Origin of the sequence: Microtetraspora glauca, from assembly GCF_040656155.1 — a bacterium.
GTDB lineage: Bacteria > Actinomycetota > Actinomycetes > Streptosporangiales > Streptosporangiaceae > Microtetraspora > Microtetraspora glauca.
In genome coordinates, this window is record NZ_JBFALK010000021.1 from 56,114 (window position 1) to 74,666 (window position 18,553).

An 18,553-nucleotide genomic window follows, 5' to 3' on the forward strand; every position below is an offset into this window, starting at 1 on the left:
TCGGCGGGTGACCCGGACGGGAGCGGCGAGAGGTGGTCCGGGCCTTCATGACGGCCGCCCGCCGAACCGCCAGTTGTGCACCTCGATGTCGGCGTACCGGTCCGGGGTCAGGATGGCGCGTGCCGTGTCCGGGTCCGGCGCCCGGACCAGCGCCGCCGTACCCAGCCACGCGGTGCCGTCGTCGGACAGCAGCGGCCCATACGCGATCAGGTCGTCCTGGTCGGGCGGCACGACGAGGTCGGCGGCCTGCCCCGTGCCGAGGCCGAGTACCAGGTACCGGTTGCCGCCGGTCCGGCCGCCGGGGAAGTCCCACATGGTGCGCCCCAGCGTGTTGCGCCACTGGCGCAGCAGCACGTCCCGGTACGCGCCGGCTTGGTAGTTCGGCTCGTCGAAGGCGAACGCGCGGGCGGCGACGGGATCGGGCAGGTCGACGATGTGCACGCTGCCGGTGGGTGTGTCGCCGTCGTCGGCGAGGGTCGGGCCCCGCGCGATCATCTCCTTTGCGTACCGGTCCATATAGGACCAATGCTCTTCCAGAAGATCATCGCGCAGCGCTACGGAGCCGGGCCGGTCGCGGTGGTAGCAGAAGAACTCCATGTCCCTAGTCTCAACCCACCACCGGATCACCTCGCACAAACACATCCGCACCATCATGTCCGGCGGCATCGACGCCCGCGATGCCGCGGCACCCGGCCGGCGGTAGCGCGTCGCGCCCGCGCTGACAGAACGTCGATGCGAGGAACGCGATACAGGACATATCGGCACCTCCTGGGTTGGTTCGGGCGTGTGTAACCTCATGCCTTGAATCCCCTAGGAGTTCTCTTGTCTGATGCTTCCCGCAAGCGTGACCTGCTGGTCGTGCTGCTCTCCCTGAACAGTGGCGCGACCGACGCCATCGGCCTGCTCCTCCTGGGCGGTGCCTTCACCAGCGTGATGACCGGGAACATGGTGCTCCTCGGCGTTTCGGGTGCTCAAGGGGACGGGTCGCTCGCCCTGCACGCCGGCACGGCGATCATCTGCTTCGTGATCGGCTGCGCGGTGGGCCATCGGCTGGCCGGCAGCGCCCGTCCCGACGACCCGGTCTGGCCCGCCCAGATCAGCCGGGCGCTCACCGTCGAGTTCGCCGTGCTCGTGCTGTACGCCGCGTTCTGGATGTTCGCGGGCGGCGAGGTGTCGGAGGCGGGGGCACTCGGCCTGCTGGCGCTCAACGCGTGCGCGCTCGGCATCCAGAGCAGCAGCGTGCAGCGGTTCGGGGTGCCTGGCCTCTCCACGACGTACCTCACAGGCACGCTGACCACGCTGGTGATGCGGTTGACGGCGGGCAAGCCGCTGCGCGACGTCCAGCTCAGCGCGCTGCTGCTGCTCGGACTGATCGGCGGCGCGGCACTCGGCGGGCTGCTCGCCCTGCGCGCGCCGGTCGTGGCCCCGCTTCTCCAGCTCGCGTGCGTCGGCACCGTCCTGCTCGCCTCGCGCTTCCTCACGCCCACGCGCACGTCAGCCACCGCCACCACCGCCGAGGTCACCGGCTGACCCGGCCGAGACCCTGGAGCGTCAGCCGCGGATGGCGTCCAGGGCCATCAGGGCGACCTCCAGGAGACGCAGACCTCCTCGGACTCCAGATCGGCGCCGAGGATACGGCTGATCGCCGCGCTCAGCCTGGAGCAGGCCGTTGTCCCGTGATGCGCCTCGATCGCGCGGGCCGTTCGAGGTCGAAGTGGCTGCCGGGCCAGTCGGTGCCCAAAACAGTTTCAGGACGTCACGGCGTCCACGGCGGCCGTCTCAGGGACGGTCGCCGCTACGCGCTCGACCGGTGGGTGGCAGGTAGACCGGCAGCGCCGCCACGATCGCGGTGATGAGGGTGAATATCGAGGACACCGCCAACGCGTGCGCCGCAGCCCCGTGACGAGCTATTAGTTGGCAGTACGAACCGTCGTCGATTACGGTGGCAAGGTGACCGGCACGACGGCTACAGAGATGGGCGCGGACCTGACGTTCGCCACCGCGCTTGTGCGCATGTCGCATGTGGTGCAGTACGTGTTCGCCGATGTGAGCCGCGAGTACGGCGTCACCCCTCAGCAGGCGCAGTTGCTCTGCATGCTGACCGGGGGCCCGATCGGCATGACCGAGCTCAGCAGGCTCCTCCACCTGGAGAAGTCGAGCCTGTCCGGGCTCGTGGACCGGGTGGAGCGGCGAGGATTCCTCACCCGAGTCACCGACCCCCGGGATCGCCGGGCCTGCCAGGTCTCCCTCACGACCGAGGGCGCGCAACTCGGCGAAAAGGTCCACGAGGAGATCTGCGCGAGGCTCGAGGCCCTGGGAGCGGCCATACCGGACACCGACCGACATCGGATCACCACGGCCCTCACGCACCTGCTCGCGCGATCCGCTCTTTGAGCGCGCAAGGGTGGTGTCCAGCCCGCGGTGCGGCCGCCGCCTTCGTGAGCAGGACGGCCATCTCGCCGAAACCGGCTGGTCTGCCGCGCTTGGTGTCCGGCGCACATGGGGCCGCGGGGTCGTGTGGCTGACGAACGACGCAAAGCCGACCGCGTCTGGGGCGCGATCCCGAACTACTGGGCGCCGCTGCGGATGGTGTGGACGCCCGGGGTGCTGAGCCGCCCCGCATCGAGTCGGCGGAGCCGCGTCGTCTGCGGCCCGGACATATTCAAAGAGCCCATGCAGCGGCCGTACCGACTGAGTGGACGGCCGCTGCATACGGACCGAGGGTCAGGCCCGGCGGGAGGTACTCACCTCCATCATCTCTGTCAGGAGAGCGCGACGCAGGTGTCCGTCCCGAGACCCAGTCCAAGATCGGTGCCGACATTTGCCGTGACAAGCGTTCCGAGGTCGGCCCTGACGTCTGCCTCGGCGGCGATGGCCGCAGGGCTTTCATCGACGAGAAATACGGGAACCCAGGCGGTGTTCACGTCCGCGTCGAGGGAAGCGCCGGCGGAAAGCCCCACGTTCGCCACGATGGAAAGTCCGGCGATGCCGAGCCCGCAGGCGCAGGTCGCGGTAGTCCCCCCGACGACCGTGGTGGCGGTATCTGTGGTGACAGTTTCGGTGCTGACGGTCTCCGTGCTGACGGTCTCCGTGGTGACGGTACCGGTGTTGACGGTCCCGGTGGTGCCCGTACCGGTGGTGGTGACTACCGTGGTGGTCGGCGGCGGGTCAGGAGTGACCGTGGTCGCCGGGGGCGACGTTGTTGACGGTGTCGTTGTCGTCACGGTTGTCGGCGGCGTTGTCGTCACCGGGGGCGTGGGCCGCGTCGGCCGCGTGGGCGGCACGGAGGGCGGGGGCAGCGTCGGCGGGGTCGGCCGCGTCCGGACCCGCGGCCTGTGCGGCGTCACGACGATGTTCCGCACCTCCTGGTTCTGCCTCTGGCGCTCATGCTGACGCCCCTGCTGGTGCTCATGGTTCCGGTTCCGGTTCCTATTTCGGTTCCGGTTGTGGTTGCTGTTCCTGTTGCCCGAAGGGCCGGTGACGCCACCATGGTGGCCGGTGACCACAGGGACGGGGACACCGTCCGCGAACGCGGGGGTGACGACGCCACTCATGGCCACGGCGGCTCCCGCCACCACAGTGCTGATCATGAGTACTCCGGCCAGCTTGCTGGACTTGAGCAACTTGGTTCTCCTTGGAAGGTCTCGCGTTCCGGCGTAATAATTCTCGAATCGGATGATGGTGGAAAATGCCCAACCTTGATAACCGCTCGAGAATTACTCCGAATGCCGCTTGGCCTCTCCCTTTCGGTGGGAACCGAAACCGAGATTAGCGGATCTTGCTGATTTCTTTTCGTTTGTTGACGGACGTAGGTCGCTTCATGGACCCCCCCACGAATGTCGCCGATAAGTCGAAATTTCGCCGATGTCGCTCTATTTGGAGCACTGCGGGTGCCGAATACCGGGGGGCGGCGGAGCGGGCGGCTGGGCGCGCGAGCCCCACCCACGAGTGGTCGGCCGGGGAACGCAAGCGGCGGGCGGTGCCCCGACCATCTCCTGCGGTCCCGGACGGCCCACGCGTCCGCGGCGGTTGCGTCCACTCCCGTGGACGCAACCGCGCGCCGCCCAGCGAGACTCTGCTGGGACACCCTGGTCAACCCTGGCAAGCTCCGCCGGGTGGCCAAGCTCGGCTGCGGCGAGCCGTCCGAGGTCGAGCTCTAGTCCACCTTCGCGACGGCCTGGGCGAACTGGGCCGAGTACAGCCGGGCGTAGGCGCCGCCCGTGGCGAGTAGCGACTCGTGCGTGCCCTGCTCGACGATCCGCCCGTTCTCCATGACCAGGATCAGACTGGCATCGCGGATCGTGGACAGCCGGTGGGCGATCACGAAGCTGGTGCGCCCCTCTCGCAGCGAACTCATCGCCCGCTGGATGAGCACCTCGGTCCGGGTGTCGACCGAGCTGGTCGCCTCGTCCAGGATCAGGATCGCCGGCTCGGACAGGAACGCCCGGGCGATCGTGATCAGCTGCTTCTCGCCCGCGCTGACCGTCGCGCCCTCCTCGTCGATCATCGTGTCGTAGCCGTCGGGCAGCGTGTGCGCGATGCGGTCCACGTGGGCGGCCTCCGCGGCGGCTTCGATCCGCTCGCGCGTGGCGCCTTCCGCCCCGTAGCCGATGTTCTCCGCGATCGTGCCGCCGAACAGCCAGGTGTCCTGCAGCACCATGCCGATGTTGGCGCGCAGCTCGTCCCTGGACATCTCGGCGATGTCGAGACCGTCGAGCGTGATACGGCCGCCGGTCACCTCGTAGAAGCGCATGATGAGGTTGACCAGCGTCGTCTTGCCCGCTCCCGTGGGACCGACGATGGCCACGGTCTGGCCGGGCTCCACGGTCAGGGACAGGTTCTCGATCAGCGGCCTGTCCGGCGCGTAGCGGAAGGACACGTTCTCGAACGCCACGCGCCCCCTGACCCGTGCCGGCCGCGCGGGCTCGTCGGGCTCCGGGGACTGCTCCACCGCCTCCAGCAGTTCGAAGACCCGCTCGGCCGACGCGACGCCCGACTGCACCAGGTTCGCCATCCCGGCCACCTGGGTCAGCGGCTGGCTGAACTGCCGCGAGTACTGGATGAACGCCTGCACGTCGCCCAGCGAGATCGAGCCCGAGGCCACCTTGAACCCGCCCACCACGGCGACCAGCACGTAGTTGAGGTTGCCGATGAACATCATCGCCGGCTGGATGACCCCGGAGATGAACTGGGCACGGAAGCTGGAGGTGAACAGGGCCTGGTTGTGCTCGCTGAAGGTCTCGGCGGCCTCCTTCTGCCCGCCGAACACCTTGACCAGCGTGTGCCCGCCGTACATCTCCTCGATGTGGCCGTTGAGCTTGCCCGTCGACGACCACTGCTTGATGAACTGCGGCTGCGACCGCTTGCCGATGGCCGCGGTGACGTAGACCGACAGCGGCACCGTGACCAGCGCGATGAGCGCCAGGACCGGCGAGATCCAGAACATCATCACCAGCACCGCCACGACCGTCAGCACCGACGAGATGAGCTGGCTCATCGTCTGCTGCAGTGTCTGCGCGATGTTGTCGGTGTCGTTGGTGGCGCGGCTGAGGATCTCGCCGCGCGGCTGGCCGTCGAAGTAGCTCAGTGGCAGCCGCGCCAGCTTGGCCTCGATCCGCTCGCGCAGCCGGGACGCCGCCCGCTGCACGACGATCGTGGTCAGCCGGAACTGCACGATCCCGAGCAGCGCCGCCACCAGGTAGATCGCCAGCACCCAGCCCAGTACCTGGGCCAGCGCGGTGAAGTCGATGCCGTGGCCGGGCACCACGCTCATCGACGACACCATGTCGGCGAACGTGCCCTGGCCCTTGGCCCGCAGTCCCGCGACGGCCTGCTCCTTGGTGATCCCCGCGGGCAACTGGGCCCCGATGATGCCGGAGAAGAGCAGGTCCGTGGCGTGGCCGAGAATCTTGGGACCCGTGACGGTCAGCGCGACGCTGGCCGTACCTAGGGTCAGAACGACGACCAGCAGCGCGCGCTCGGGGCGCAGCAGCCACAGCAGGCGGCGGAGCGACCCACCGAAGTCGAGGGCCTTCTCGGCGGGCCCGGACATCATCCTGCCCGGGCCCGGACCGGGCTGCGGGCGGCGCGGGGGAGCCTGGGTGGTCATGAGACCTCCTTCGTCGGTCTCATGACCAAGGTGCTGTGCTTGATTGTGACCTCGGCAGGCTCGGTCATGCCCTCCTTCGTCGGTCTCATGACCAAGGTGCTGTGCCTGTTGACGACCTCGACGAGCTCGGTCATGCCGCGGCCTCCTGTTCGGTGAGCTGGGACAGCACGATCTCCCGATACGTCGGGCAGGTGGTCATGAGCTCGGCGTGCCTGCCGCTGCCGACCACGCGGCCGTCGTCGAGTACGAGGATGCGGTCGGCGTCGCGGATCGTGTTCACCCGCTGGGCCACGATGACGATCGTGGCGTCAGTGATCTCCTCGGCCAGCGCGGCGCGCAGCCGGGCGTCGGTGGCGTAGTCGAGAGCGGAGAAGGAATCGTCGAACAGGTAGATCTCGGGCCGGTGCACCAGCGTCCTGGCGATGGCCAGGCGCTGGCGCTGGCCGCCGGAGACGTTCGTGCCGCCCTGGGAGATCGGCTCATCCAGGCCCCCGGGCATCGCCTCGACGAACTCGCGGGCCTGCGCCACCTCCAGGGCCTGCCACAACTCCTCGTCGGTCGCGTCCGGCCTGCCGTACCTCAGGTTGGAGGCGACGGTGCCGGAAAAGAGGTACGGCGACTGCGGGACCAGGCCGACCGCTCGGGAGAGCACGGCCGGGGCGAGGTCGCGCACGTTGACGCCGTCCACCAGCACCTCGCCGCCGGTCGCGTCGAACAGGCGCGGGATGAGGTTGAGCAGCGTCGTCTTGCCACTGCCCGTGCTGCCGATGATCGCGGTGGTACGGCCCGGCCGCGCCGTGAAGCTCACGCCACACAGCACCGGCTCCTCGGCACCCGGGTAGCGGAAGTCCGCGGACCGCAGCTCCAGCTCGCCGAGGTGCCTTTCCGGGGTGATGGGGCTCGCCGGCGGGTGGACGGTCGGCTCGGTGTCGAGCACCTCCTCGATGCGCTCGGCGCAGACCTCGGCCCGCGGGATCATCATGAACATGAACATCGCCATCATCACCGACATGAGGATCTGCATCAGGTAGGAGATGACCGCGGTCAGCGCGCCCACCTGCATGGTTCCGTCAGCGATGCGGTGGCCGCCGAACCACACCACGGCGACACTGGACAGGTTCACCACCAGCATGACCGAGGGGAACATCAACGCCATCAGCCGCCCGACCCGCAGCGACACATCGGTCAGCTGGTCGTTGGCCACACCGAAGCGCTCGCGCTCATGCCGGTCGCGGACGAAGGCCCTGATGACCCGGATACCGGTGATCTGCTCGCGCAGCACCTGGTTGATCCGGTCGACGCGCTCCTGCATCGTGCGGAAGAGCGGGCGCATCCGCATCACGATCAGGCCCACGATGACGATCATCACCGGCAGTACGACGACCAGCAGCGACGACAGCGCCGCGTCCTGGCGCAGCGCCAGCACGATGCCGCCGACGCACATGATCGGTGCGGCCACCATCATCGTGAACGTCATCAGCACGAGCAGCTGGACCTGCTGCACGTCGTTGGTGGTCCGGGTGATCAGGGACGGCGGGCCGAACCTGTTGACCTCCGAGGCGGAGAAGCCCTGCACCCGGTGGAAGATCGCGGCCCGCAGGTCCCTGCCCAGGGCCATCGAGGTCCGGGCGCCGTAGTACACGGCCACGATCGAGCAGGTCATCTGGACGAGCGTCGCGACGAGCATCACCAGCCCGATGCGCGCGATGTACCCGGTGTCGCCCTTGATGACGCCGTTGTCGATGATGTCAGCATTGAGTGTGGGGAGATAAAGCGTGGCCAGCGTCTGCACGAACTGGAAGAGCACGACGAGAGTGATCTCTTTCCGGTACGGCCTGAGCTGAACCCGCAGGAGGCGGAGCAGCATCAAGAGGTGCTTCCTGTCGAAGGGGTGGGGAAGGCCGCATGAGCAGCCCGTCGAGCAGAACGGAGACGATCTCTTCGTCGTCCATGTCTCCGAACTCGCCGCCCTGGCCGAAGCCGCGGTGCACGCTCACCGCGATCAGCATGAGCAGCAACTGTGCCGTGGCCTCAGGGGAGCGGCGCAGCCGGTCGCGGTCGGGCTCGACCAGGGCGGCGAGCCCGGCCAGCATCCGACGCCGGCCGTCCATCATCCGCTCGTGGAACTCGGCGTCGTCGGCCATCAGCTCCCTGGGCGCGGCCATGAGGTTGGCGTTGACGCTCATCCCTGTCCGCAGCGTCGTGACCGCCTCGCGCAGCCGCGCGCGCAGTTCGACCTGTGTGCCGATGGCCGCCAGAGCGTCCACCGCCGGCTGTGGGTCGAACGCGCTCATCAGGGCCGCCCGCAGCAGCGAGGCCTTGTCGGGGAAGACGCCGAAGATCGTGCCCTCGGCCACGCCCGCGGCCTCAGCGATCTGGCGGGTGCTTACCGCGGTGCCGTACTCGCGCAGCAGGGGGATCGTGGCGGCGATGAGTGCGACACGGCGGTCTTCCGGCGCCATAGCCGGCACCCTTCGCCTTTTTGTCATGCGGACGAGGCTAATGAGCGAGTACTCACTCGTTCAACTGATTATTCTGAGCTACCGCTACGCTCGACGCCGAAACCGGCGGCGATCTCGGCGTCGGTCTCGCCCTTAGTGCTTGTGTGCAAACCGATCATCAGGACAGCTTGTGTGAGCGGGCCCGCGTGAGCCGCCGCCCCATAAGAATGATCATTGACCAGAGAACCATGGCCTCGTGGTGCTCGGATAAGCGCTCGTAGTCGCGTACGCAGCGACGACGCCAGCAGATCCACGACGGCGTCCGCTCCAGCAGCGGCCGGGCACCGTCGCGGTCCTGGACACCGGCCGCGGTGAGCATGACGACCAGCAGCAGGCCGAGCGTGTCCACGACCACATGCCGTTTCCGGCCCTGCACCTTCTTGCCCGCGTCCTACCCACGACTGTCGGCGCCCACGGTCTCGGCCACCCGCAGCGATTGGGAGTCCCCAATCCCCGCGCTGGATTCCGCTTCGCGTCCTTCGGTCTGGCGGACCTGTTCGCGCAGGTCACTGTGGATGGCGAGGAGGTCGCCGTCCTGACGGATATTTCGCTCGCCGCGATCACCCTGGGCCGGAGCGCTAGCGATCAGTTTGTACATGGGCACTGAATCCGAACCCTAAACAGCTCCCAGCGGCGTACTAGCCTCCTACAAGTTCAATTGATCATGATGTGCCCGTAACCACAACGAGAGGACATGTCATGCGCGCTCGCGTAGGTTTGACGGCCGGAGTGCTGGCGGGACTCTGTCTCGGAGCGACGGGGATGGCCGTGGCCTCAACTCAGGACACGGCCACAGGAGTGATCACTGCGTGTGTGCGGGAAGACGGGATGGTCAGAATCCCCCAGGGGGCCCTGCCGGAGTCGACAGCGCCGCAGTCCGTCGCCACGATAAGGCCCACAGCGACTCCCACCAGCGAAGGCGGCTGCGGGGCCCGTGAACAGGAGATCACCTGGAACCAGTCCGGGCCAGTTGGCCCCGCAGGCCCGCAGGGAGACACCGGCGCCCAGGGATCGCAGGGGGATCGCGGGGCTCCCGGTCTGTCGGAGGTGCAGACGGTGATGGGGCCGGAGGTGTCCATCGCCCCTGGCCGCGGGGATCACGCCCTCGCGGCGTGCCCGTCAGACAAGATCGCCATCGGGGGCCGGTACACGCTGCTTGAGGAGAAGCTAGACCTTTACAGTGATGCCGAGGTCCGGATCTGGAATGCGGGTAACGACACATCCAACAGGTACTGGAGCCTCAGTGTAAGAAACGTGAGCGACGAGGTGGTTCGGGTCCGGGCCTGGGCGACGTGCGCGAAGGTCGGCCAGTAGCCGAGCCGGCAACGACTCGCCCTCACCGGCTGGCGCGAGATGTGCGGCGGTAAGTACGCCATCGTCTTCACCCAGCACAAAGGCGCGACCTTCATGGAAACCGTCCAGATCGACGATGGGCCGGATCTACCAGGCCGACCGCACCGACTGCCCCTGACGGGATCAGGTACCCCCACCGAGGGTGGAGGCCATCCGGTACGTGGCGTGGGAGTCGAGCTTGTGGCATCCGCGGTTGTCGCTCTGGGCGGTGGCTGGGGAGGCGTGGCCGAGTAGTTCCTGGACCTCGGCCACGCCTCCCCGGCATCGAGAGCGGCGCGACGCGGACCGCGCACACGCTGAGCAGCACCACGACCGCGGCGTCGGCCGGATAGCGATCAGCGCGGTCGCCTCCTCCAGGTGCGGGCCCGGGTGGTGCCGACGGTGGAGACCTCGGGCCGGTCGACCGGGTCGGCGCAGGGCGTAGCCGTACAGCCATGACAGGGGCGGGCCACCGTGGCGGGAGCCAGGGGGACACCTGGGCGGCCCAGGCCGGCGCGGGCAGAGCCGGTTCTGACCTGCGGCGTGCCCTTTTCTGGCTTACTTGGTCTGCCCTCTGTACGGCGTACTGATAGATCATCGCGGCGCGCATGTTGTCGTGCCCCATCCGGGCCATCAGGACCTTGAGCCCCGCACCCGACTCGGCGCGAGCATGTTGCCGGTGTGCCGGAGATCATGGAAGTGCAGGCCCGGCATGCCTATCTCCTTGACCACGTCCACCCAGCGCGTGCGGGTGTTGAAGCCGCTCCCACCAAGGCGCGGAACCACCGGTCCTGCGTGCAAGTCGGCCCGGCCATCCATGCCTATCTTCCACAGCGCCCGCTCGGCATCGCCCCTCGTCGTGAAGCCCTCGGGATGGGTTCGCATCTCACCGTGCCGCTGGAAGCGCAGCCGGTAGGCACCGTTCTTGAGCTTGCGGACGTTGCCGACCGGGCGACGGCCTACCCAGTCCGCCAGCTCGAAGACCTGAGCCACGGTCAGCACGGGCCGCTCTTCCGGGTGCTTGTCGCCGGCGCCGCGGATCCGGCACACGGATTGGCCGGAATTCTGATCGTCCTCAGCCGTCATCAACACCGCCCGCAGCAGCCGATACGCCTTGGCCGCCATCGACACCGAGACACCGTTACCAAGGAGGTCGGCCCGCCACTGCCGACTCATCGCTGTGGACAGCTTGCCGAGCCGGACCCCGCCGAGACACGGCGTGATGCGCTTCTTGAGCAACCACAGATAGAGGTCGCCAGTGCGTCGGCTGTTGCCCTTGGCCATCAGGCCGCCCTCCCGGAGCTGCTTCGGAGACGGTGGGCAGTGGATTCAAGGGAGGTCCCTCCCTTCAGGCCGCAGGCCGAGTTACCGAAAGATCTTGTCCGTGGCAGTCGGTGTGCGCCGGCTACCTGGCCAAGCCCCCCAAGTCCGAGGAGAGCGCCGCGCTCCGCCACTTCAGAGAACTACTCGTGATCTTGTGCCTGCGGGATGGACTGCGCGGCGGAGATGTGTTCGTGCCCGGCTCGCGCCGCTACGCAGGCCGGCCACCCGCCTGTCGGATCTTGGCGCCATCAAACAGGCACGAATTGGATCTACCGACGGGGCCATTTCGTCACCTAGCGTCATGCCGCTCACATCGATCCACCCCTAGGAGCCGGGTACCGATGTCCTATCCGCCACCGCGATACTTGAACGATCACGGGATCACCAGCGCAACCTTCCGGTCGGCCGACGCGCCACCGGACCTCACGATCGGAGTCAAGTCCCGGGTCGGCTACCTGGCCACCGGGGCGAGCACGGACGACCAATTCGGTCTCTACCGATGGGACATGGCCGCGATCCCGAACGGCCCCGGCGCCCATTTTCACCGGACCATTTCCGAGTCGTTCTTCGTGCTGGAGGGCACCGTCTCGCTGTACAACGGCGAGCGATGGATGGACGCGACACCGGGCGACTTCCTGTACGTGCCGCCGGGCGGTATCCATGCTTTCAGCAACAATTCCGATGCACCTGCTTCCATGCTGGTGCTGTTCACGCCGGGTGCACCCCGGGAGGCGTACTTCGAGGAACTCGCCGAAATCGTGGCTTCCGGCCGCCAGTTCACCGAGGAGGAATGGACTGAGCTGTATGCCAGGCACGATCAGTACGCTGCGCCCTGAATCAGGCCGGAGTGGTAATCCGGACGCCGCTATCGCTGATTAACGCAGGTGCACCGGGGCGAGCAGGTCGTGTCGCCCGGGTGCGTGCGCCGGCGCGTACCGACGGCACGGCGATGGCGGCGGATCACTCCGGCCACGTGGTCCAGGGTGCCGCGTGGTCCAGGGTGCGACGTGCCAACGGCAGGGCGGCACGGCAGAACAGCACTCGACGCTCCTGGAGTGGTGTTGTCCTTGATCGACAACCCACCTACCAGGAGCTTCTCTATTTGTGATCAAGACCGCTGACCCGCAACGGGCTCGTGACCTGCCACTTCAGGTGGAAAACGCTCCCTATGCGGGTTCGGTGCGTGTATTCACCAGATCGTGCGGGACACGTGCGCACAGGGTGCCCTCTCTGCCGCACCGTCCACATTCGGGAGGCTCGCTCGGCAGGACAACCTCGACGGACCGAGTGGGAGCATTGGATCTGTCATGGCCCGACCAGCGCGTTCGCGCCCAGAAGGACCTTGATGTCCCCCGCGAATGCTCCGTTGTTGAGGTTCACCGTATAGTCGGGCAGCTCGACGAGGCTGATCCTGCGGTTGAGGCGTTCCAGACGGAGACGGACCGGTGTATCACCGGGATGCACCGTCAAGATGCGTTTGAGCTCGCTGACAAGGTCCTTGCTCACGCGTTCCTCGCGAAGAAAGATCACTACGGGTTCGCGTCCATCTGTCTGGATCCCGGAGATGTCAAGGAACGCGATGTCGGTGGCGTTGAACGAGACGGTGGCATCGTCACCGTCGCCGCGTGAGCGGATCCGCCCGGTGACGGAGACGACCAGGTCGGGCGCGAGGTTGGTCCCGTACAACTGGTAGGTCTGGGGGAAGCACGGGACCTCGATGGACGCGTCGTGGTCCTCGATCTTGAGGATGGCCCACACGTCGCCCTTCTTGGTGACCTTCTTGTCGACGCCGGAGATGATTCCGGCGATGCGGACGTTGCCGAACCCTGCCTGGCCGTCGAGCACCTGGGCGATGGTCAGGTCGCGATTGCGTTCAAGCACGCGTTCCGCTCCGTTGAGCGGATGATCGGAGACGTAGAGTCCGAGCATCTCCCGCTCGAATGACAGTTTGGTCTTCTTGTCCCACTCGCCCTCGGGAACCGCGACCTGGAAGACGCTGTTCATTCCGCCGTCGTCATCGTCGTCGAACGCGCCGAACAGGGAGTCTTGGCCCAATGCCTCTTTCCGCTTGACGTCGATGACGGCGTCGATGGCTTGCTCGTGGATGTGGACCAGGCCACGTCGCGGGTGGCCGAGCCCGTCGAACGCGCCGGCTTTGATGAGTGATTCGATGGTGCGCTTGTTGCAGACGACCTGCGGCACCTTCGTCAGGAAATCATTGAAGTCGGTGTAGGCGCCTTTTGACGTGCGGGTGGTGATGATGCCGTTGATGGCGTTCTCGCCGACGTTCTGAATCGCGCCGAGCCCGAACCTGACATCATCGCCGACGGCGCTGAAACGCAGCCCGGATTCGTTGACGTCGGGCGGGAGGACCTTCAGTTTCATGCGGCGGCATTCCGCGAGGTACAGCGCCATCCGGTCCTTGTTGGTGCCGACCGAGGTGAGCAGGGCCGCCATGTACTCGGCCGGGTAGTTGGCCTTGAGGTAGGCGGTCCAGTAGGAGACGAGACCGTAGCCGGCGGTGTGGGACTTGTTGAACCCGTAGGAGCTGAACGGTTCCAGTACGTCCCAGACGGCTTTGGCGGCTTCCTCGGTGTATCCCTTGTCGACCATTCCGGAGGAGAAGGTGGCCCATTGCTTGTCCATCTCCTCCTTCTTCTTCTTGCCCATGGCCCGGCGCAGGATGTCGGCGCCGCCGAGGGTGTAGCCGGCCAGTTGCTGGGCGATGGCCATGACCTGCTCCTGGTAGACGACCAGGTGGTAGGTGGTGCCCAGAATCGGCTCAAGGGACTCCTTGAGCGAGGGGTGGATCGGTGTGATCTCCTGCTGTCCGGCCTTGCGCAGCGCGTAGTTGGTGTGGGCGTTGGCACCCATCGGACCGGGACGGCCCAGCGCCAGGACCGACGAGATGTCTTCGAATCGGGCCGGGGCGATCAGCTTGGTGAGGTCGCGCATCATCGAGCTGTCGAGCTGGAACACCCCAAGCGTGTCGCCGCGCGCCAGCAACTCGTATGTCTTCTTGTCGTCCAGCGACAGGGAGAGCATGTCCAGGTCGATGCCGCGGTTGTCCTTGACGTTCTGGACGGCGTCACCGATGACGGTCAGGTTGCGCAGGCCGAGGAAGTCCATCTTCAGCGCGCCCATGTTCTCGCTGCTGGGCCCGTCGAAGCCGGTGATGCGGGCGCCGTCGTCGGGCCGCATGAAGATCGGCATCACATCGATCAAGGGCTGGGAGGACAGGATGACACCCGCGGCGTGCACGCCGGTGCCTCGGGTCAGTCCCTCCAGGCCGAGTGCGGTGTCGATGACCTGCTTGACGTCCTGGTCTTCCTCGTACAGCTTGCGAAGTTCGGTCGCCTCGGGGTACCGGGGGTGCTTTTCGTCGAAGATTCCGGTGAGCGGGATCTCCTTGCCCATGACAGCGGGGGGAAACGCTTTGGTGATCTTCTCGCCGACCATGAAGGGGTAGCCGAGGACGCGGGCCGCGTCCTTGACCGCCGCCTTCGACTTGATCGTCATGTAGGTGATGATCAGCGAGACGTTGTCCTCGCCGTATTTCTCGGTGACGTAGCGGATCATGTCACCGCGCCTACGCTCGTCGAAGTCGAGGTCGACGTCGGGCATGGAGATACGTTCGGGGTTCAGGAACCGCTCGAACAGCAGGGAATGCTCGATGGGGTCGAGCTCGGTGATGCCGGTGACGTAGGCCACCATCGATCCGGTGGCCGATCCTCGGCCGGGGCCGATCCAGATGCCGTTGTCGCGGGCGTACTTACAGATGTCGGCGACGACGAGGAAGTAGCCGGGGAACCCCATGCCCTCGATGACGCCGAGCTCGTAGTCGATCCGTTCCATGACATGGGCCGGCACGGGGTCGCCATACCTACGGACCGCGCCACGGTGGGCCTCCTTGCGGAGCCAGCTCATCTCGGTCTCCCCATCGGGGACCGGGAACTTGGCGGCAAGGTCACGGTGGGCGAACACCTCGTCATAGGGCTCGACACGCTCGGCGATCAACAGGGTGTTCTTGCAGCCCTGCGCCCATGTCTCCGAGTTCGGGTCGAGCGCCCACATCTCCTCGGCGGAGCGCACGTAGTAGCCGTTTCCGGAGAACCGGAACCGGCTGGGGTCGCTGATCTGGGAGTTGGTGCCGACGCAGAGCAATGCGTCGTGCGCGGTGGACTGGTCCTCGGTGACGTAGTGGGAGTCGTTGGTGACCAGGGGTGGGATGCCGAGCGTCTCGCCGATCCGCAGCAGGTCCTTGCGGACGCCCGTCTCGATCGGGATCCCGCCGTGATCCATGATCTCGAGGAAGTAGTTGTCCCGCCCGAAGATGTCCTGATATTTGGCGGCGTGCTCCAGCGCCTTGTCGTACTGGCCGAGCCGGAGCCGGGTCTGGACCGCGCCGGACGGGCAGCCCGTGGTGGCGACGATCCCTTCGTGGTACTCCGCGAACAGCTCGTCGTCCATGCGGGGGTACTTCTTCATGTGGCCCTGGAGGGAGGCCAGCGAAGAGATCCTGAACAGGTTGCGCAGACCTTGGGCGTTGATCGCCCACATCGTCTTGTGCAGGTAGGTGCCGCTGGCGGACACGTCACCGCCCAGCCCGGTCCGCTCATCCGACTTGCGCTGGTGGGGTTCCCCCCAGAACACCGGCTGCTTGTGGAAGCGGGACTCGGGACTGATGTAGCCCTCGATCCCGATGATCGGCTTCACCCCGGCGGCCTTCATCTTGGCCTGGAACTCGTAGGCGCCGAACATGTTGCCGTGATCGCTCATCGCGATCGCAGGCATCCCCAGTTCAGCCGCTCGCGACGCCAATTTGCCGATCTTCGCCGCGCCGTCCAGCATCGAGTACTCGGTGTGAACATGCAGGTGAACGAACGAATCAGCCACGGGTGATCTTGGCCTTTCCGGGGTGGGGCGGATGGGGCGCTGGAGGCGACCCAACTCTATCGAGGGAGCCGCAGTGGCCGACCACCCTCGCGGAGAAAGGGAGGGACATGCCTGGGCACGATTGCCGGCAGGCGCAGGTCGCCCCCTCGACGAGCATGAGCAGTCGCCGTCCCAAGACGGGCGGATCCACGGCTCCGACACGGCGCGGGTTCGGCGCCGTCGGGCGGGATGGCGTCGGGAGTTCGGGATTCAGCACTGCCAGAGGAAACGGCCCTCCAGCTCGTCCGCGCTGAGGAACCCGTAACCCACGCCGCCGCCGAAGTTCGCGCAGTCGCAGTCCGATTCGTTGAGCTGGAAGAAGAACGACCAGGCGCCGGGTGGATACTCCTCGGATTGCAGCCACGCAGGTTGCCCCATGATTCGGGACTCCCATGGTTTCAGGCATTCGGGGTCGACCTCGTCGAGATCGACGTGGACATCGCCACGGATCCCGTCTGGACCGGTGAAGCCGGGCAGTATCTGGATGAAGGGCGGGAGACGGCCGGGCTGGACGATGAGCGCGTTCTCGCCCGCTTCCGGATCCCACGATCCTTCGCAATGTTCGCTCATGAACAGGTAGGCCATGCGGGGCTCTCTGCCGGGGAGGCGGAACTGGCCGATGAAGGCCATCGGGCGATCGTGCCGGACGCAGACCGGCCATTGCGGTGCCTCCAGCCAGACGGGATTTCCGCCGAGCTTGGTCACGAACTCGTCGATCGGCTCGGTGGCAGGGCTGAGAGTCATGGCGTACGGGAGGTCGTCGTCCACAGGCGCCTTCCATGGGTCAAGCAGATGGGGGAGTATCCATCGTGCCGAATATGAAAGGGCCGGCGGAGCATGTCATGACGAGGGCCGGCCCGCGGAACCTCGATCGGAATTCAGGCGGAGATCCTCCGAGGCAGAGCTCGCCCCGCAGCACGGTACGGGTCGTCAACCGGCGCGGCGTTGTTGGTCCGGGCGGCCGGTGTCGCTGCAGGTCGAACCTCGGAATCGAGTGAGCCTGTAGAGATGTCACCGTTGGGCGAGGGGACCTTTCAGGTCGCTGTCCTGCTGGTGTTGGGTGCCGGGGCCTTCTTGGGAGCGAGGCGGCCGGACCTGGTGCGGATCGGCCACGTGGGATTTTGCGCAGAGCCGGCGTGCTCAGGGTGAGGAACAGTTGCCATGTCCTCATCCTGAGCCAGTCGGGCGCTACCTGCTGTAATTCTTCCCGAGGGCCTTACCGGGGATCGGCTTGCCGATGAGAGCGACGGGGATGAAGAAGCAGATCTGGCTCATCGCCAGGGTGAGCGTCCAGAGCGCCTTGTCGTCATAGTGGGCGGATGCCTTGGCGAACAACTCGTCGGGGACGCGCTCCCCGAACGGGTTCGGGGTGAGGACGGCTTCCACGAGCTCCAGTGCGACCCGTTCGGCGTCGGTGAAGTAGGGGGCGTCCTGCCATGACGCCACCGCGGTGATGCGCTCCTCTGTCTCCCCGGCCTTGCGAAGGAGGCCGGTCTGCCGGACGGTGTGGTACGTGCTGCCGACGATCTGCCCGGCGCGCAGCTGCACCAGGCCGATGGTGGTTTCCGGGATCGCACCGTTCCGGATGGCCTTGGACATGGCTCCGGCGATTGACGCCATCTCGGGGAAGAGCTGGATGGGGTCGGGCAGACGCGACTGGAGGTTGTCCTGCTCCGTCGTCGTGGGCGTGGACATGGCGACGTTTTCCCTTCTCGATCTCAGCGAGGTTCGAGGCGTGCGACCCGGTTGGCCGTCACGATGCGGCCGGCCGCGAGGACGATCACGCGTTTCGACCGAGCTGTCGACGGCTGTTCGCATACCGGCCGGGGTCGGCGAGCTTTCCCGCGTGCTGGATGCTGTCTCAGTAGTCCGACGACACAACCGCCGGGAATGTGAGGCGACCCCGCGACCGTCACGCCGCAGCGGCCAGGTGAGCGCGGCGGCCGGTCCAGATCCAGACGAGCTGAAGGACGCTCATGCCGAACAACAGGACGCCCAATGGGACGTGCAGGGTCTTCACATGCGCGATGCCCAGCGCCACCTGCGCCAGCACGAGCCCCAAGAACCCGACCGCGTACAGGATGGGTCGGGGCGAGCCGCCGCCCGGCCGCCACACCAAGATCGCGACGACCAGGTGCACCAGCGTCACGACGAACGCTGTGTACGCCCCAGCACTGTGCAGCGCCCCACCGTGGGGTGAGGACAACAAAAGCCCCGCGGTGATCGCCTGGACGAAGACGGCCACGGTTTGCAGGGTGATCGCGATACGCAAGAACATGAGGTTGCCTTGCTTCGTTGTCGTGCGCGTGGGCATGCCGAGGGTTTCCCTTCTCAATCTCAGCGGTGTCCGAGG

Annotated in this window: 16 protein-coding genes and 1 pseudogene; 3 read left to right on the top strand and 14 right to left on the bottom strand. The window is 66.8% G+C overall.

Features of this window, described 5'->3' with window-relative positions:
- Window positions 1–45: 45 nt before the first annotated feature.
- On the bottom strand, window positions 46–597 hold the full coding sequence (locus AB0I59_RS32055; RefSeq protein WP_061259440.1) for a YciI family protein: 552 nt from the start codon (window positions 595–597) through the stop codon (window positions 46–48).
- 225 nt (window positions 598–822) lie between these two features.
- On the opposite strand from AB0I59_RS32055, the gene AB0I59_RS32060 reads away from it, so the two are divergent.
- Together AB0I59_RS32060 and AB0I59_RS32065 are read left to right on the top strand one after the other, a co-directional pair.
- The gene (locus AB0I59_RS32060; RefSeq protein WP_061259441.1) at window positions 823–1,530 is read left to right on the top strand and encodes a YoaK family protein; all 708 of its coding nucleotides are present in this window, start codon (window positions 823–825) and stop codon (window positions 1,528–1,530) included.
- 384 nt (window positions 1,531–1,914) lie between these two features.
- On the top strand, window positions 1,915–2,394 hold the full coding sequence (locus AB0I59_RS32065; RefSeq protein WP_358138811.1) for a MarR family winged helix-turn-helix transcriptional regulator: 480 nt from the start codon (window positions 1,915–1,917) through the stop codon (window positions 2,392–2,394).
- A gap of 368 nt (window positions 2,395–2,762) precedes the next feature.
- On the opposite strand, the gene AB0I59_RS32070 is transcribed toward AB0I59_RS32065, so the two are convergent.
- The 9 genes and pseudogenes from AB0I59_RS32070 to AB0I59_RS32110 all read right to left on the bottom strand — a co-directional run bounded on the left by AB0I59_RS32070 (window position 2,763) and on the right by AB0I59_RS32110 (window position 11,226).
- Entirely contained in the window at window positions 2,763–3,623 is an 861-nt protein-coding gene (locus AB0I59_RS32070) for a hypothetical protein (protein ID WP_358138813.1), read from the bottom strand.
- 533 nt (window positions 3,624–4,156) lie between these two features.
- The gene (locus AB0I59_RS32075) at window positions 4,157–6,109 is read right to left on the bottom strand and encodes an ABC transporter ATP-binding protein (RefSeq protein WP_358138815.1); all 1,953 of its coding nucleotides are present in this window, start codon (window positions 6,107–6,109) and stop codon (window positions 4,157–4,159) included.
- On the bottom strand, window positions 6,106–6,243 hold the full coding sequence (locus tag AB0I59_RS32080; RefSeq protein ID WP_358138817.1) for a hypothetical protein: 138 nt from the start codon (window positions 6,241–6,243) through the stop codon (window positions 6,106–6,108). The genes AB0I59_RS32075 and AB0I59_RS32080 overlap by 4 nt, the downstream gene beginning before the upstream one ends.
- On the bottom strand, window positions 6,240–7,976 hold the full coding sequence (locus tag AB0I59_RS32085; RefSeq protein ID WP_358139008.1) for an ABC transporter ATP-binding protein: 1,737 nt from the start codon (window positions 7,974–7,976) through the stop codon (window positions 6,240–6,242). The genes AB0I59_RS32080 and AB0I59_RS32085 overlap by 4 nt, the downstream gene beginning before the upstream one ends.
- Window positions 7,858–8,571 carry a TetR/AcrR family transcriptional regulator gene (locus AB0I59_RS32090; RefSeq protein ID WP_358138819.1) on the bottom strand — a complete coding sequence of 238 codons (714 nt, stop codon included), beginning with the start codon at window positions 8,569–8,571 and terminating at the stop codon, window positions 7,858–7,860. The genes AB0I59_RS32085 and AB0I59_RS32090 overlap by 119 nt, the downstream gene beginning before the upstream one ends.
- A gap of 157 nt (window positions 8,572–8,728) precedes the next feature.
- Window positions 8,729–8,989: pseudogene (locus AB0I59_RS32095) on the bottom strand (transposase); the annotation flags it as partial.
- 12 nt (window positions 8,990–9,001) lie between these two features.
- On the bottom strand, window positions 9,002–9,208 hold the full coding sequence (locus AB0I59_RS32100; protein WP_358138821.1) for a hypothetical protein: 207 nt from the start codon (window positions 9,206–9,208) through the stop codon (window positions 9,002–9,004).
- A gap of 878 nt (window positions 9,209–10,086) precedes the next feature.
- Window positions 10,087–10,215 carry a hypothetical protein gene (locus tag AB0I59_RS32105; protein WP_358138823.1) on the bottom strand — a complete coding sequence of 43 codons (129 nt, stop codon included), beginning with the start codon at window positions 10,213–10,215 and terminating at the stop codon, window positions 10,087–10,089.
- 360 nt (window positions 10,216–10,575) lie between these two features.
- Window positions 10,576–11,226 (bottom strand): site-specific integrase, encoded by a 651-nt coding sequence (locus tag AB0I59_RS32110; protein WP_061259448.1) that lies wholly within the window; start codon window positions 11,224–11,226, stop codon window positions 10,576–10,578.
- Between the two features lie 380 nt (window positions 11,227–11,606).
- On the opposite strand from AB0I59_RS32110, the gene AB0I59_RS32115 reads away from it, so the two are divergent.
- Entirely contained in the window at window positions 11,607–12,101 is a 495-nt protein-coding gene (locus AB0I59_RS32115) for a cupin domain-containing protein (RefSeq protein WP_358138825.1), read from the top strand.
- A gap of 469 nt (window positions 12,102–12,570) precedes the next feature.
- On the opposite strand, the gene dnaE is transcribed toward AB0I59_RS32115, so the two are convergent.
- From dnaE to AB0I59_RS32135, 4 genes are all read right to left on the bottom strand, one after another.
- Window positions 12,571–16,161 (bottom strand): DNA polymerase III subunit alpha, encoded by a 3,591-nt coding sequence (gene dnaE, locus AB0I59_RS32120; protein ID WP_061259450.1) that lies wholly within the window; start codon window positions 16,159–16,161, stop codon window positions 12,571–12,573.
- Window positions 16,162–16,410: 249 nt separating this feature from the next.
- Entirely contained in the window at window positions 16,411–16,905 is a 495-nt protein-coding gene (locus tag AB0I59_RS32125) for a hypothetical protein (RefSeq protein ID WP_358138828.1), read from the bottom strand.
- Between the two features lie 483 nt (window positions 16,906–17,388).
- Complete coding sequence (locus tag AB0I59_RS32130) at window positions 17,389–17,895, bottom strand: carboxymuconolactone decarboxylase family protein (protein WP_061259452.1); 507 nt, start codon at window positions 17,893–17,895, stop codon at window positions 17,389–17,391.
- Window positions 17,896–18,112: 217 nt separating this feature from the next.
- The gene (locus AB0I59_RS32135; RefSeq protein ID WP_358138830.1) at window positions 18,113–18,514 is read right to left on the bottom strand and encodes a hypothetical protein; all 402 of its coding nucleotides are present in this window, start codon (window positions 18,512–18,514) and stop codon (window positions 18,113–18,115) included.
- Window positions 18,515–18,553 lie beyond the last annotated feature (39 nt).